Origin of the sequence: Prevotella sp. 20925_1_30, from assembly GCF_041433025.1 — a bacterium.
Classification (GTDB): domain Bacteria; phylum Bacteroidota; class Bacteroidia; order Bacteroidales; family Bacteroidaceae; genus Prevotella; species Prevotella vespertina.
This window is the reverse complement of record NZ_JAPWAR010000001.1, coordinates 205,608-222,263: the sequence shown is the minus strand read 5'-3', so window position 1 is coordinate 222,263 and position 16,656 is coordinate 205,608. Positions and strand designations below refer to the sequence as shown.

Genomic DNA, 16,656 nt, shown 5'->3' with positions numbered 1-16,656 from the left:
CTTTTACAAGTATATAGATACCCTTTAATAACCAAGAAGATGCCCTTTGATTACTTCAAAGGGCATCTTTTCTCTTTAAAAAGGTATCTATTGATAGTCTTAAAAACTTACGCTTTATCTAATACTTACTACTTTTTAATATCAACAGATGGTTGCAGTATTTTCTTATATGCAGTTGGATCTTTTAACAATTCTACTGCCCTTTTCCATTGTTTGTCGAACTGCAAACTATTTTCCATTGATCCTCTCTGGTAGTAATAAGCAGAAACAAGGTCACTTGTCAACAACTGTTTTAAGGTTTGCTTGTTGTAATCAAGATCCTTAGCAATGTTATGATTGAGCTTTTTCTCCAATGCATCGAACTCTGGTTTAGCGTCATCATAATAACCTTCAAACCTTGCTAATTTCACAAGACCTTCTAGATATTTCTTGCTTTCACGATCATATTTGAAGCCACTCTTTAGTACTGCCTGCTTAAAGTCTGCGTAATCTGCATCGGAGATAACAAAGTTCTTTGCAGGAGCAATTGTAGGATGTGTACTCAAATACTTCAATTCCCAATTCAACATCACTTCACTTGAATCACGTCCAGATGAGGTAAGATAAAAAGCAATATTAGGTAAGGAGTCTGGTTGCACCTCTATATCTGGCTTAATACCTCCACCATCTCTGACCTCACGCCCATCGGCAGTATGGAACACACGAGTCAAAGAATCGGGTACGTGTTCAGTGTATCCACCATTAGAATGTTTATAATTGATTGCTTGAATACAACGTCCACTAGGAATATAATATTTACTGGTTGTCAACTTTAAATTAGCATTATAAGGAAGATCCATTGACACTTGCACAAGTCCCTTTCCATAGGTTCTTGTACCAAGAATAACCGCACGATCCAAGTCTTGTAAACTGCCACTAGTAATTTCACTGGCACTTGCAGTCTCATCATTCACTAGAACAACAATCGGCATAACAGTGTCTATTGGCTCAACAGTTGTCTTATATTCTTTATTTGCGCGTTCTATCTTTCCAATGGTTTTCACCAATGTTATGCCCTTAGGAACAAACATATTAACAATATTGATAGCCTCTTGCAAACTACCACCTCCATTATTTCGAAGATCCAAGACTAGCGACTTCATTCCTTGTTTCTTCATATCAAGAAAAGCACGTCGCACATCCTTTGAACAATCAGTTGTAAAGGAGTTGAGATTCAGATAACCGACTCCATCATCCTGCAAACCATAATAAGGAACAGCAGGAAGTTGAATTGAACGACGTGTAATCTTAAACTTCATCTTCTTACCTGTTGATGGTCTCTTTATCGTGAGGACAAATCGTGAGCCAGCATCACCACGTAATCTATTACTTACATAGGAGACATCTTTACCCACCATAGACGAGTCACCAATAGCAAGAATAATATCCCCTTTCTTCAACCCAGCCTCTGAAGCAGGCATATTTTCGTATGGTTGATCAATAATCGTATTCTTTATAGCAAAGTTATAACGTATCACCGCACCGATACCAGCATACTTACCTGAGATCATTAGGTCAAGGTCTTTCACCTTATCTTCCGGATAATACACCGTATAAGGATCCAACGAATGAAGCATATAATTAATACCATTACCTACAACCTCATCTGCATTGAGGGTGTCAACGTACATCAAATCGAGGTATTTATATATTGCAGAAAAGGTCTCGAGGTTCTTTGCAACCTTAAAATTATGATCCTTGTCCGAATTATTTTGTGCCACTGCAGCACCACCAAAAGCAAGAATCCAAAGACAGAATACTATGAATAGTTTTTTCATCACGTATGTTTTGTTTGTAAGTTATGAGCTTATAGGGGGCAAAAGTACATTATTATAATGGAAAAAACATAATTAGCATAGGAAATTAAAGTATTTTACTCTTTTATTGAAATTTATTCTCAAAATATTTGGTAGTTACAAATAAACATCGTACCTTTGCAACCGCTTACAAGAAACAAGCACATGCTTCAGTAGCTCAGTTGGTTAGAGCACCTGACTGTTAATCAGGGGGTCGTTGGTTCAAGCCCATCCTGGAGCGCATAGAAAAGGAAATTCTCAATTAGAGAATTTCCTTTTTTTCTTTTTCTAAGATAACATATTCACATTAAAGCCCCACTCTATTAGCTGTCTACTTGCTTTAATGATTTATTGTGTTGACAAGGAGCACAAGTCGTATTGACTATTTACACTAGTAGTTCGAAACTTCCTAAAGGATGAAGAATACAAAGGAGTTTAAAAAGGGCTAAGACCTATAAAAACGAAGAAAAATATTTCTACTACCAATTTTGGCACCCTCTTACCGAACATAAATCACTAAGATCAAAACAACTACAGCAATTATTAAAAATGACATCAACTATAATTAAAACTAAATTAGGGCTTTTTCAAATAGGAAAAGGTAGCAAAAGCAAGAATAAAATCATAAGAGAATACACCCTATCGATACTAGAAAAGAGTTTCCACAAGTTTAGATAAGAAGAAAGAGATATGCTACAACTAAGGAAATTGCAACATATCTCTTTTTGAAGAATCAATCACAAAGATTGTTTATACCTATTATTGTACAGGCTCAAAGGATGTGTGTAAGTTATCTGCATCCAAACAAAGGGTAAACTTAAAGCGCCCAGGAGTAGTAACTTTCCACTTCACATCACCACCAGCTCCTTCATATCTAAACATATTCAATTGGTGATTAACAGCAGGATCAGCATTCGACTCTGGAGCAAAGAAGAATTGATCACCCCAGTTCGTACCAGTATTTACCTTGATTTCTCCGTTCTTAAATTCTCCTGTCCATGAGTAGATATAAGGATAACGAGGATTCTCTATCTTAAATAAGCCTTCTGATGATCCAGGATCCCAACCAATAGAACAACCATCACCAACGATTCGGATTGTTTCACGAGTTGGTAATTGAACAATGTTCACGACACGACAATCCATGAACTCATCATTAATATCAACAATAAATGTTCGTGTGCCAGATGCTGTATTCGTAAAGTTTGAGACATTACCTTCATTAACAAACTTCAGCTTCTCACCACTATCTTGACCATAAGCAGGACGATCTGATGTAGGTGATGTTGTGAAATAATAACTACAAGGAGTTACAGGGAATGTACCTTCATAAATACCAGAGCCCAACTGACGCTGACTTAGTCGTTCTACACGTTCAGCCCCCGTAGCATCATCCTTGAGATGAGCATAAAGGTACATTGGAGTCTTCTCATAACCAGTCACACTAAACTCTACCATTGAGGATTCTGGCTTAATATATTTGATTTCATTATTTATCAACCCTACTACTTCCGCTGTCACAGAAACCTTTGTACCAGCTGGAACCCACCGAGCTATTATATCATTAAGCTCCTTATGAGTGAATGTAACTTCTCGTTTTTTACCTATAGAAATAAATTCCGTATGGTTATCACTCTTTGATTCTGTGGCATAGAGTCTAATACTATAGGTGATTGAATCATAGTCCTTAATAGGACTTTTCACCTCATCCCACTTGAAAGTAATAGCGGGCTGACCTTCTTGTCCCTTATTCAAGACCACTTCAGGAACAGATGCTTGAATGTGCATATCATCTGGCTGATTAGGTAGTTGAAAATAAGTAGGATCTTCATTACAAGCAGTAAATGCTAGAAGGATACTAAGAAGTCCGAATATTTTATTGATTGTCTTCATTGTTTTCGCAATTATAATTCATATTTCATGTTGGACTATTCGCTTTCCCAGAATGGACCTTGCACCAAGTTCGGGTTCTTCTCATATTCATCAATATATACAGGCATCCAATAATATTGACGCTTCCAAATACGATGTTGGAAGACTGTACGCTTATAGAAGCTAGCTTCATCACCTCCCAAAGAGTTCATACCGTAACCATCACCTATCATCTCTGGCAAGTTTTCAGCATCTTTCCAACGACGGATATCATACCAACGATTGTCTTCAAAGCACAACTCTACTCGACGTTCTGCACGAATAACCTTACGAAGTGCAGCTTGGGAGTTGTCTATATGAATATACTTATCATCCTGAAGGCTTACATTATCAAATGTATACTGACGTACACCAGCTCGTTCACGAATACGATTTAGATATACCAATGCAGAAGAACGAGCTGCAGGATCATCAAAGGCTTCATTTTCTGCTTCTGCATAATCCAAATATGTGAAGGCTAGACGATAGATGAAACCTTGTCTATCAGTAATCTTTCCCGTCTTAACATTATCTGTCAAGTTAATTGCCTTACGAAGAAGATAACCATTCTGAGGTGCATCGTGCGGTGAACTTGATCGCACATTATCTGTATGGTTATATAGCATATCAGCCTTGCGACCAACATATGTAAGCCATGCACCATTATAAGTTACTGCGTTATAAAAACGTGGTTCACGATTACAATACATATTATAGGTGTGTGGGCCTGTTACTTCTCCCATATGACCTGTACCATATTCCCACTTTGTATTTCGTGTATCAGTTACTGTAGAGAAACCTTCTTCACGATAGTTAGAGTTGGGATCACTTATAGGAAGGCCATTCTTTGCAAAGAAAGCATCCACAAGACCTTGATAAACACCAAGTCCATTACCACCACCAACTTCACGTACAGAACACCAATTGAGCAATCCTGTAATGTCTTTATATGCGTTGTGCTTGGTTACTGGGAACGTTATCTCATGATTTCCTTCGCTCCAACGTTTGATGTGAACATTATACGTTGACATAAATGGGTCTATCGAACCATCATCATTATACTCTTTATATAATTCATATCCTGCTTTCTCAGCCTCATCAATACATAGCTTACAAGCTTCTGCAGCCTTTTTCCACTTATTGGGGTCATAAGTTTGGTTGAAAATTAGCTCTCCATTCTTGTTCTTATAATTGTTATACCAAGAGTTACCATTTACTAATGGACTTGCAGCAAAGAGCAACATACGTGCACGAACAGTAAGTGCCATGACCTTTGTTATCCGCCCATACTTTGAAGGGTCAGCATAAGTAGCAGGTAAAGCATTAGCAGCTTCTAGCATTTGTTTATCACAATAGTCAACGATATCATCGAACTTTGACTGTCCAACCATCAATTCCGAAAGTGTAAAATCAGATGGAGTAATATAGTCTGGCTTGAATGGTATACCACCATAAGCCTCTGCAGCTTGCCACCAACCATAAGCTGTTAAGAACTTCAACTCGTTCTTGATATTATCAACTTCACGCTGAGGAAGGTCTTGATCAGGCAATGCATGCAACATATTCTCCATGATGTAACCATGGCGAATATACTTAGGCATATCTCCCCATAGGTTTCCTCGCCACGAAGAATTTATCGTCCATTGTCCAAACAGCTTCGGAATTGTTTGATCCCAACTCCATTGTTCCCAACGCCGTGATGGTGTTAAATCATCAGCAAACACCTCATATCCATCTTCTGTTAAGGCAAATTTATCTGGAGTATGGATGATATTATAAACATAAGACAGCATTCTATAAACCTTATCACGATTTGTGAATACAGTCTTCATGTCTAGTTCTGTATCTGGTTCTTTGTCAAGATAATCAGAACAAGACGTTGTTGCACTTAAAGCCAACAAACCAATTGCAAAGTATTTAGCTATTTTTCTAGATTTCATAATTAACATCATTAGAAATTAATGTCTACACCAAACTGAATAGAACGATTCATTGGATATCTTAAACCATCACTCGTTCCCAATTCTGGATCCCATAACTTAAACTTAGAGAAGGCAAAGAGGTTATTGCCACTGACATACACACGCATACTCTTTACATATAGACTCTTAAGCCAGTTAGTATTAAGTGTATAACCAAGTTCTATTGTCTTACAGCGAAGGAAGCTCATATCCTTCTTCCACCAAGTTGAGGCACGATAGTTATTTACATCAGGTCCATAAGTAAAACGTGGCCAGAACGCATATGGATCTTGATTATCAGTAGTCCAACGATCGCTGATATTCTCACTATAAGCATTTCCTTGTACAGTTGTACCACTACCTGGTATAAAATATGGTGTACCACCTATAATACGATGAGAATCTCCAACCCCTTGGAAAAAGAAGTTGAAATCGAAGTTCTTATAGGCTATCACACCACCAAATCCATAAACAATCCGTGGATCAATAGTACCCCCAATGAATCCAGCATCCTCTTCTGTAATAGCGTTATCACCATTCTTATCAACATACTTCACATCACCAGGTTTGAGATTTGTACCACCTACACCACTTTGTGATGGGATACCTGCTTTCAATGAGCCATCGGCATTGAAGTCATCATTCGTAAATAATCTCTCAGCTGTGAGTCCTTGAAGTTCATAAAGAGAGCGACCTGTCTGTGCGCGATAGGTACCTTTCTTCTTTTCTGGTTCATCATACTCATCAACACGATTCTTTGCGTATGTAAAGTTAGCATAAGCAGAGGTGAACCAATCCTTATTCCATTGCTTATGGAAGTTAAGACTCATCTCTACACCACCATTAGTTACCTTACCAAAGTTTGCCCATGGGTTATTGATAAATCCGCTTTGTGAAGGAATAATACTACGTTTCATGAAGATATTAGATCGCTTCTCACGGAAGAGGTCAAGGTTAAAATCAATCATATTCCATAGACCTAATTCAAAGCCAAAATTATACTTCTTTACCGTCTCCCATGTCAGATTGCTCACGCCAATATCACCCTCACTGATACCTTTGACATCCCCTTCATAATTAACCTGCCCCGTTGTTCCCCAAGTATAACCTTGAGCTGACTGATTCAAAGTCGTTAAATAAGCAAAACGACGTCCCTCAATCTTATCATCACCAGCCTTACCAACGCTGGCACGGAACTTTATCTTATTAAAAATGTTATGATACTTCTGCATCCAAGGTTCCTCACTCATTAACCAGCCAACAGCAAGCGAAGGGAAGAAACCAAATCGCTTACCTTTGGCAAAGTTCTCTGAACCATTATAACCAAAGTTGAACTCTGCAACGTAACGATTATCATAAGTATAAGAGAGACGCCCTGCTACACCTTGTTTACGATAATCTTGAATATCACCATCATCATAAGCTTGTTGATTATAAAGGAAGAGTGCATCTACATCATGCTTTCCGAAACGACGGTTATACAACATATCTGCTTCAAAGTAAACACGTGTATTACCATACTCACTTCCCTTACTACTACCCATGGACTCATCTCCTACACTTCCTTGAAGGTGTAACAAATTACCCTCTGCATCGCGTCCTGTGGCAGGAAGAACTGTTCCTGGATTGGCAGTACGACTACGTGTACTCTTGTTCCAGCGGTCAAAACTAAAGAGAGCTTTCACCTTTAAACCAGGAGTAACCATCTTCAAATCCTGTTCTACTGAGAAGAGTGTCTGAATCTTAGAGCTTGTATAGAAGTCATACCCATGCTGTGTTACCGTTTCCCACGGGTTAGCTCGATTCGATACTTTTGGTATTGTTCCATCACTATAACGAATTGGAGATACGAAGGGTAACGTTTCAAATGCCTGCTTGAAAGCGTCATCAGTATTACAGCTCTGCTGTCTAAAGCGATTCAAGAATCCACCAATATTCACACGTAACAAGGTTGTCTTAGTCACATCCATGTCAATATTAGAACGAAGATTGAACATCTGATTATTGGTTGAATTATCAAATGGCAATGATTTATCTTGTGCTAACATACCCGTTTCACGGAAGTAAGAAGCCACGATGGAATAACGGAGAAAGTCGGAACCACCACTTACATCTAGGTTAGCACGTGTTGAATAAGCATATTTCTTCGTAATAGCATCTATCCAATTCACATTCGGATAAAGGTCCGGATCATATCCACTACGTGTTCTGTCTATCTGTTGCTGTGTAAAAGGAAGAGGTGCGCTAGCTTCACCTGCGAGTTCATTGAGTAACCCCATATAGGCTGGTGCATCTAAGAACTTAGGTAATTGAGTTGGCGTATTAACCGATTGTTCAACATGGAACTTGACCGAAGGTGCACCAATCTTTCCATGTTTTGTCGTAATAACGATAACACCATTAGCACCACGAACACCATACATGGCACTTGCAGAAGCATCTTTTAATACCGAGAAAGATTCTATCTCGGCTACATCAACATTATTAAGATCACGCTCAACACCATCTATTAACACCAATGGTGCACGTGTTCCAGAGAAGGTGCTAATACCTCGAATCCAGAAGTTAGAATCGTCATATCCAGGTTCACCAGAGCGTTGAACTCCTATGACACCAGATAGTTTACCAGCAAGATTATTAGATAAAGAACGAGTGTTACCAAACTTCAAATCATTAGGTTGGATAGTCTGAATGGCACCAACAATAGATGCTTTTTTCTGACTACTAAAGCCCGTTATCACAACTTCATCAATATCCTTCGTCTCTTCTTCAAGTACAACATTCAATGATTTTGCACCTGATACTGATATTGTCTGCTTCTTGTATCCGACGTAAGAAAACTCTAATTTATTCTCACCTTCAGGTACATTGAGGGAGAAAATACCGTCAATATCACTAATTGCACGTATTGGACCATTTGTACCAACTACCGTTATGGTAACTCCAATCAAAGGTTCTTTCGCTAAGTCAGTAATCTGACCTGTTACCTTATAAGTCTTTGTTTGCTGACTTACCATTAAATCAGTAGGGGTTGCCATGACAGTATTTAAGGCACCACCAGAGAACAAACACGCAACAAGGCATGCTGTACTTAAGGTACGCCTATTAAGCATACTACGGCAAAAAAACATTTGCTTTTGTCTCATTATATTTAATAGGTAAAGTTAATAAATACACTCTTTACATGATAAATTGAGTACATCTCATCAAGGTGTAGTTTAGATTCTGTTGCAAAATTAAACATTTTACTGCAGTTACCTAAGTTCTATTAGTATATGTATAAAGAATTTCTAACAATGGAGTTCGCATCTCCCTGACTATCAACAGAGTCTATTTTCCTTTATAAGAAAAAAGTATAAAACAATAAAAGAAGGTATCTTGACTAAATATATCGATTCCATCGAAGGAGCGTTTCTATCGTGGTTTATAGAAAGAAGGAATCACTACTAAGAAATAGAATATAATAAGAGAGGATACACAAGACTCTTATGAAAGAGCCGATGTATCCTCTCTTATTATAAATAGACGCTTTATCTCTTACTTACTTTGATCTCCAAAGACCATGAAGGTTGCAATATTCACGTGCGTAAACGTCCTTGGCATCAGTCTTGAAAACAGCAACAGGCTTTTCACTTGGGTCTAAGTACTTACGTAAAACCTCATTGTTTTCAGTAATCAATTCAATCCACTGGATAGAATGCTCAGCTGTCATTGGGTGCTCAACCTCACCAACTGTAACGCGATAACCGCCTTCTATCTTCTCAACAACTGGTACATGCTTCTCTGTAGCAGCATCTGTTGTGTTCTCTTTCAATAGTTGCAAGTCACCTAATTCACACTCGCCTCCAACTAATACTTCTACTAAACTGCCTGTCTTTGGGCACTTATATACATTATTTCTTGTCGCCATAATAAATTATTAATTAATGTTCGAATGCAAATTTAAGAGTATTTGTTGGAAGAAAGAAAACTATTCTTTGTAAATATTACAAGCCTTACATTATTTAACAATTAGCGCTATTAAATGAGGAAGAGAGTAGAGTTTAAGGGAATAAGATTCGAGACCTAACATGAAAAGAAAGGAAGGTGAACACCGCTGTGCCCACCTTCTTCCATCGTTATTCAAAACTTATTATCTGAGAAAGCATATCGTTTTGAATCATTCAAACATAAACCTTAAACCTGAAATTATTAATTCTACATCATTTAAAAGTATGAGATTAAACCCGAACTTATTAGTTATACATCATTTAAAAGTATGAGCTTTATACTGAAACAACCTTCTTGACAGCTACTGAAAGTATGAGATTCAGCAGCTTTTATCTATTTTATAACAACCTTCTCACCCCTATGAATATAGATTCCGGGCTGTGTGGGAACACTAGAAAGGCGTTGCCCAGACAGGGTGTAATAATGGTTATCGGTGTTGGCTGGTGCTTCTTTACCACGTACATTATCAATCTTTGTCACGCTAAAAGTCACATCATTCACCTTATATTTCCCATCTTCTTTCGTACTTGTAACCACAAAGTAAGATGTTTTATTCACTCGTTCAATATCAAGAGTTTGGCTATTCGCCGCAGTTGTAGCCGTCCCTATGTTAAAAACAAAGTTGACATAATCATTCGCCTTATTAAGCGTATAGTCCTTATAAAACCATGTCTTACCATTTGCGGTTGTCTTTGAAGTAACCTTATTACCTGGCCAAGACGTTCCTACATGAGTGCCACCCCAAGAGTGAATATTCACATAATCGTTCCAACCCACCTGCTCCGTATTCACGTAAACACGGATAGTTTGAGGCACGAAAGGCTCCGGCTGCTTCACCATATACGTGCGTGTGAGCACCTGCTCCCCTACTTTACCATTCGACAACACTGCCACCTTTAATATAGTCTTCCCCTCGGGCAAAGTGATTTCAGCACCATTTGCCACCTTCTGACTACCTATCGTCGGTGTTGAACCATCTAAGGTATAAACCAATCGAGCGTTATCATCAGCAGAAACTGCCACCAGTTTAACCTTCAAGTTCTCACTTTCATAACTTCCATTAGCCTTATCTGCCCATGGCAATTCTGCCTCTCTTGCAAGATAATAAGCGTAATGATAGCCACTCAACAGCTTTGTGTATCGAGCAGAATACACATTCAGTTGGTTCGCACCTTTACCCACAACGACAAGCAAATCGCCCTTCTGTCCCTTCACAACATTGGCATAATAATCCTTTGAAGAGCGATATATCTGATACGCACTCTCATTAGTAATCCCTGCCAACTTGCGTGCGTCAATCATAGCCTTTATCTCTTTTGGATAAGCAAGATAATGTTTATAGAACACACAAGGCGTGCCTGGCATAGCTAAAAGATAGGCATTAGCAGCCAACGTATCCCTTCGGATAGGGTCTTGTTGCTCTGACACAGAGCGATACTCAACGTCATGGTTTTCAACAAAAGTCACCGAATAACGCTTGTATGCACCATTATCTACATTCAAACCCGTAATAGTACTATTGCCTAATTTACGCCAATCCTGACTATTGATAGCATCACGAACGGAATAACGGAAGGCGAAATCAAAGGCAGCACTACGCTTTCCAGTACCATCAATCCATGCCTTTACCGTATTCGCATTGCCATCCCAATACTCGCCAACAGAGTACTTCACGCCTGCTGCAGTATTATAATCACCAACATGAGAAGCGCCAAATCCCTTCACCATATCATATCGGAAACCAGCATAACCAAGGTCTTTGAGCAAGTAATCTTCGTATGCTTTGACAATAGTCTGTACGTTCTGACTATTATGATCAAGGTCGCGCATACCATCCCAACCCTCTCCTTCATCATTATTCCTACTTAATTGCACGCCCTCTTTCCGAGCCTGTTCAGCCGCCTTCCCGCGATCATCATTAGCGCAGACATCAGTTGACTGGTGCTGATAAGTAACTCCTTTATATGTCTCGGCAGGGAATCCAAACCATCCATTATTCGTTCCGTGATGATTAATCACTACATCGGCAATCGTCCCAATATGCTTCTCTTTGAAGGTACGAATCATACTCTTGAGTTCTGCCTCAGTACCGAACGATGAGTTCTGATTGAAGTAATAGAGCGGATCATAGCCCATCGACTTCGAGCCAGCAGCCTTACCACTCTGCGGAACCCACACAAGGTCGAAGTAACCCGATAGGTCGTCGGCTTTCTTTTCAAGCACTGTCCACTGCGAATCATCGAATGAATCCCAATAAAAACCTTGTAACATCACACCGCCATAACTGCTTGGCCAACCCTGTGCCATGGCACATAAGCATAGAAAAAGTGTGCATAAGCAAGTCAAAATACGTTTCATATAGATTTTGATTTTAGTTATCTCTTGTTGATGAGTGCAAAGTTAGTGATTTTCAACACATTGTCTTTCAATACAGATAACGGCATACGCTTTTTTTCATGCAAACGTTTGCACTTCGAACTGGATATAGTTACGACCACAACTAACGGCTATTACGCCCCCACATCTCCCCTTCCTCCACCCTACAACACGCCTTGAGCTGATTCAAGATAATACACTTTCAATCGCCACCAACGCATAGTAATGAAAGTTTCAAGCCGTGAGACGGTGTGTATCAGCGCCTGATACTCTGTGTCTCACATACCTGATACTCTGTGTTTCATAGGCTTGAGACTATGCGTTTCATAGGCTTGAGACTGTGCGTTTCAAAGCCTGAGACGATGCGTTCCATAGGATGAAACTCTGCGTTCCATATACTGAAACCCTGCGTTCCATGTACTGAAACGATGAGTTTCATAGACTGAGACTGGAATGAAACATATCTGACACGGGGACAGATATGCACAAGAAGCATGAAAAAAAGTGCGCTGGCTAACAACGAACCAACGCACCTTAAATATATAAATAGAAATTCAGAGTCTATGGAACAAGCTCCATTGTGCAGTGTGACTTGCTGTCACAAGAGAGATACAACTTGATGTTGTACTTGCCAGCTGTTACGTTGATATTACCGCCCTTAAAGGTGATATTATCCAAAGAACCACCCCAGTCTAACACCCAATCACTATTCGCACGGAACTTCATCTCACCTGTTGTCAGGGTTACGTTATCAAGTTCCCAGCACTTTTGAGCAGCATTGTAAGTCATTGCAGCATCTGAACTCCAACCATTAGGAGTAGCAGAACCAATGATACCAACACTATTGATTGCGGTGTAAGTAATGGTTTGTGAGGTCAAATCAAGGTCTACCTTATAGAAACCAGCAGGCTCTGTCATGACGATGTTAGCACCCTTCTCTACAAGATCCTGACCATAGTCAGTACCATTCCAATCCTGTTGGGTAGCAAACTTAAAGCCGTTCTGATTGAGATACATAAAGCCAGTGTACTTGCCATCGGCAGCTGGACTATAGAGCGGATTGCTGAATGACCAACCATTAGCATCGCCCGACATATAGAGATACTGGGTGAAGGCAGGAGCAACGCAAGTGACCTTTGCCTTTACATTCTGCGACAGACTATAGCCCTCGCCACGCTGTAATTTAATCTTATTGGTCACCGCCATGGCAACTTCATGCTGATCGCCATTCTTACCATACAGGTTCTCTATGGCTGAAACCAGTTCTGTACTCTTCACCTTTCCTGCTTCGCTAACATTCAAGGTTGCCGTCTTATTGTTATTAGAAAGTACGGCAGTCAAGGTCTGTGTAGCAACGGCATCAGTTGAAACCACTGATGGAGTAAAGAGCAGGACAGAGTCGGCTGTCACGGTATTGAAGTCGATTGCGGGTGCTTCAGCTACAGTGAACTTCACAGAGTTAGCCGTCTCCTCAGCATTAGACTGTGGCTTAGCCCAATCTTCATATTCATTGCTACCACAAGAAGCAAGGAGCAGTGCAGTACTTGCTAAGACTAATATCTTCTTCATATCAATTCTTGTTATTAAGAAGAAGGTGTGCCCTAAGGTAATGCCCAAAGGCACACACCCTCTAAAAGGTATCTTTTATTAATTATTGTTTTACGAAAGAATACTGACCAGTGATATCGTTGAAGTAAACAGTGTACGTTCCCTTCAAGTTACGAACATTCTTGCCACCCTTAGTTGCAACGCCGTATGGGAAGTTTTCAGCACCCCAATTTACATCCCAAGTACCATTAGCAGCAAACTTACAGCCCTCACCATCAGCACCTGTTGACTTCTCAGTGAATGTCACAGTAGCTTTCCAATCGTGGTTCTCAACAACAGATGTCTCTGCAGTCATTGGTGTTCCACCAGCAACAGTCCATCCATCGTGCTTGCCTGGCAATGCCATTGAAGTATAGACAGTAGGTGCTGCACCAGTGTAAGGTACAATCTTTAACTTAGGATTCTTTGTATCGAATGTAATCGTATAGTAGCCTGCTGTTGGCACTTTAATATCTGATGAGCCGCCATCGTTATATTTGAAATCACCAAAGCTTGCGCCCTGACCAACCTGACCATCATCCCAACTTGCAGGATTCTTCTTCAACTTGAAGCCTGCTGTTGATAGATAACCAGTCCAAGAGATAACGCCCTTACCTGTTTTCTTGTCATATTCCTGACCTTCCTGTGGGAGCAAAGGTACGACCTGACTATTGCCCCATGAGCCATCACCGAAGTTACCACCAATGAGATACCAGGTCTCAACAGGAGCATCAGATAGCTCAACATAATAAGGAGCAACGCTTACTTTAACTGCATTTGAATAGATGGTATCACCATTAACAAGTGAATAAACACGTGCATAGAGGTCTTGGCTTGCTGGCACATGACCATCTTCATAACGCTCCATCTTCTCTATTGCGGTTGCAAGTTCGGCTGCGCTAACCGACGTGCTACATGTTCCTGTTGGTGTTCCTACTGGTGCGTAGTCGCCACGTTCAGCATCCATATCAACCACCTTGTCGACTGATTTAGTCCACTTATTGGTAGTTGAGAATTGCATACCATACTCGGCAGCTATCGGAGCACCATATTCTGGTTGTGACCAAGTGAAGTTCAACTTATCAGCAACCTTTAGGTCAACAGTCTGTGCAGCATAGCCAGGTGTGTTCAAGGTGAATGTCTTCGGTGTAAGAAGGGTTGGATTATGATCCAAGTCCTTGTCACAAGCAGAGAACAGTGCTACACCTGCACACAATAACAATGATGACTTTATTATTGATTTCATATTAATTATCATTTAATCATTTATGTTCTATTTGATTGTTCAATCTTCTTTCTATCCAATACTTAGCCTCTGGTGTGCGCCATCAGCTAAGTATTGGCATATACCTTAATTATATCCTTGGTTCTGAACAAGTTTCTTGTTGGCTGTCAAGTCAGATGAAGGAATAGGGAAGAGATTGAGGTGAGCATCAAAGTTACGGCCGTTCTTTACGCCACCCTTCCAACTCCAGTTGTAGTTAACATTACCTCCAAAGTAACCGAAACGCACGAGTGTGGTGCGACGGAGCCCCTCGAAGTAGAACTCACGGCTCCATTCGTCACAGATCTGACGCAGAGAATAAGCGGTGTGAGTGGTAGCGTGCGCACGACTACGTAGTGCGTTGATGTATTGTGTACCATCGGTTGTTGTCGTTCCACCATTCATACGGGCATCAGCCTCTGCATATATCAGATAAGCTTCAGCAGCACGCATGAGGAAGAAGTCGGTATCAGGGAAATTAGAGTCATGTCCGGCAGAACCATCCGTCTTAAAGTTAGTGAACTTACAAACGGCAAATCCGTTGGTAAACACTTTCACATCAGTTTCATTATTACCATTATCTACGTTTCTACCATCACCATCGAAGAGCGCACGATCATCATCGGCAGCAGCTGGCATAGCGTATGCACCAATATTAGGAGCGTCGTTGTTAGGGAAGAACTTCTGTACCAAGTCTGGGCGCATACGGTTACCACCCCATCCAGCAGTTGTATTGTTACCCTTTGTTGTGGCATCCTTTATGTGCTCGCTGTTATCGTTTGAGCCAGCCATGAGGTAAAGAGTTGTACCATAAGAGGTAGTTGTCTTACCATCTTGGAGGATTGGGAAGATAGCCTCAACAGATGCTCCACTCTCGCCATTATCGCCCATGAAAAGCTGTTGATAAGCACTCCACTGTCCTTTCTTGGTTGTGTAGAGCTTGTAAGGAGAGTCGATAACCTTCTTTGCATATAGCTTAGCATTAGCCCAGTCAGCTGTACCTGTATATATCTCAGCATTCAGATAAAGACGAGCTAAGAGCATCCATGCAGCAGCTTTATCAACACTACCATAGCCAGCAGTAGCTGAAGTCTTTGGTTGAGGCTCGCTCAATTTAGGCTCAACATTGGTCTTTAGTTCATCAACAAGCCACTTGTAAAGATCAGCACGCTCGATACGATCAGGCTTACTAGACGATATTGCTGTCGTAAATGGTACGTTACCGAACTCATCCAAGAGGTAATAATAGTTCAAAGCACGGAGGAATCGAGCCTCAGCAGACATTTTTTCGTTATAGTCGCCGTAGTCTTTAAGATACTGGTTACAGTAAGTAATACCTACGTAAAGACGGTTATAAAAGCCCTTCAACATAGGATGTGAAGCATCATAAGTATTGAAGTTGAAGTTGAGAATACCTTCATCACCACCCCAAGCACAGATGGCTTCATCGGTTGTAAGTTCCTGTGTATTGAACAACTGACGGATATAACCACTCGTACCACCATCTATACCATCGACATCACTATCACCATTAGCTCCTCCATTACCTGCCATTGCGATGGTAGCATAACACTTGTTTAAGGCACTTTCAGCCTTTGTATTAACCTTTGTCTTTAGGTTTGGATCAATTGGATTAACATCCAAATCACCAGTACAAGAGGTAAGTCCTACAGACAGCATAAAGGCTGCTGCAGAGAATATATATTTAATATTTGTATTCATTGTAACTACT

The 16,656-nt window shown here is 40.3% G+C and carries 9 protein-coding genes and 1 tRNA gene; 1 reads left to right on the top strand and 9 read right to left on the bottom strand.

Features of this window, described 5'->3' with window-relative positions; genetic code table 11:
* Positions 1 to 128: 128 nt before the first annotated feature.
* On the bottom strand, positions 129 to 1,817 hold the full coding sequence (locus tag O3603_RS00820; protein WP_315441459.1) for a S41 family peptidase: 1,689 nt from the start codon (positions 1,815 to 1,817) through the stop codon (positions 129 to 131).
* 185 nt (positions 1,818 to 2,002) lie between these two features.
* Here O3603_RS00820 and O3603_RS00815 point away from each other — a divergent pair.
* Positions 2,003 to 2,076, top strand: a tRNA-Asn gene (locus O3603_RS00815).
* 518 nt (positions 2,077 to 2,594) lie between these two features.
* Here O3603_RS00815 and O3603_RS00810 read toward each other — a convergent pair.
* From O3603_RS00810 to O3603_RS00775, 8 genes are all read right to left on the bottom strand, one after another.
* Positions 2,595 to 3,728, bottom strand: coding sequence for a SusE domain-containing protein (locus tag O3603_RS00810; RefSeq protein WP_273541082.1), 1,134 nt, complete (start codon positions 3,726 to 3,728; stop codon positions 2,595 to 2,597).
* Positions 3,729 to 3,763: 35 nt separating this feature from the next.
* A complete protein-coding gene (locus tag O3603_RS00805) occupies positions 3,764 to 5,686 on the bottom strand; it encodes a RagB/SusD family nutrient uptake outer membrane protein (RefSeq protein ID WP_371519634.1) in 1,923 nt (640 codons plus the stop codon).
* Between the two features lie 11 nt (positions 5,687 to 5,697).
* Positions 5,698 to 8,745, bottom strand: a complete 3,048-nt coding sequence (locus O3603_RS00800) for a TonB-dependent receptor (protein ID WP_315088974.1) — start codon at positions 8,743 to 8,745, stop codon at positions 5,698 to 5,700.
* 503 nt (positions 8,746 to 9,248) lie between these two features.
* The gene (locus tag O3603_RS00795; RefSeq protein WP_371519632.1) at positions 9,249 to 9,617 is read right to left on the bottom strand and encodes a desulfoferrodoxin family protein; all 369 of its coding nucleotides are present in this window, start codon (positions 9,615 to 9,617) and stop codon (positions 9,249 to 9,251) included.
* A gap of 413 nt (positions 9,618 to 10,030) precedes the next feature.
* Entirely contained in the window at positions 10,031 to 12,055 is a 2,025-nt protein-coding gene (locus tag O3603_RS00790) for an alpha-amylase family glycosyl hydrolase (protein ID WP_371519630.1), read from the bottom strand.
* 579 nt (positions 12,056 to 12,634) lie between these two features.
* Positions 12,635 to 13,642 carry a DUF5115 domain-containing protein gene (locus tag O3603_RS00785; protein ID WP_371519627.1) on the bottom strand — a complete coding sequence of 336 codons (1,008 nt, stop codon included), beginning with the start codon at positions 13,640 to 13,642 and terminating at the stop codon, positions 12,635 to 12,637.
* A gap of 82 nt (positions 13,643 to 13,724) precedes the next feature.
* Complete coding sequence (locus O3603_RS00780) at positions 13,725 to 14,906, bottom strand: SusE domain-containing protein (RefSeq protein ID WP_314866893.1); 1,182 nt, start codon at positions 14,904 to 14,906, stop codon at positions 13,725 to 13,727.
* A gap of 105 nt (positions 14,907 to 15,011) precedes the next feature.
* Positions 15,012 to 16,646: a RagB/SusD family nutrient uptake outer membrane protein gene (locus O3603_RS00775; protein ID WP_371519624.1), complete on the bottom strand. Its 1,635-nt coding sequence runs from the start codon at positions 16,644 to 16,646 to the stop codon at positions 15,012 to 15,014.
* Between the last annotated feature and the right edge of the window lie 10 nt (positions 16,647 to 16,656).

What these genes read in the sequence shown, in the direction of transcription:
- O3603_RS00820 (WP_315441459.1), bottom strand. Translation starts at nt 1,817, where the DNA reads ATGAAAAAACTATTCATAGTATTCTGTCTTTGGATTCTTGCTTTTGGT.
- O3603_RS00810 (WP_273541082.1), bottom strand. Translation starts at nt 3,728, where the DNA reads ATGAAGACAATCAATAAAATATTCGGACTTCTTAGTATCCTTCTAGCA.
- O3603_RS00805 (WP_371519634.1), bottom strand. Translation starts at nt 5,686, where the DNA reads ATGAAATCTAGAAAAATAGCTAAATACTTTGCAATTGGTTTGTTGGCT.
- O3603_RS00800 (WP_315088974.1), bottom strand. Translation starts at nt 8,745, where the DNA reads ATGGCAACCCCTACTGATTTAATGGTAAGTCAGCAAACAAAGACTTAT.
- O3603_RS00795 (WP_371519632.1), bottom strand. Translation starts at nt 9,617, where the DNA reads ATGGCGACAAGAAATAATGTATATAAGTGCCCAAAGACAGGCAGTTTA.
- O3603_RS00790 (WP_371519630.1), bottom strand. Translation starts at nt 12,055, where the DNA reads ATGAAACGTATTTTGACTTGCTTATGCACACTTTTTCTATGCTTATGT.
- O3603_RS00785 (WP_371519627.1), bottom strand. Translation starts at nt 13,642, where the DNA reads ATGAAGAAGATATTAGTCTTAGCAAGTACTGCACTGCTCCTTGCTTCT.
- O3603_RS00780 (WP_314866893.1), bottom strand. Translation starts at nt 14,906, where the DNA reads ATGAAATCAATAATAAAGTCATCATTGTTATTGTGTGCAGGTGTAGCA.
- O3603_RS00775 (WP_371519624.1), bottom strand. Translation starts at nt 16,646, where the DNA reads ATGAATACAAATATTAAATATATATTCTCTGCAGCAGCCTTTATGCTG.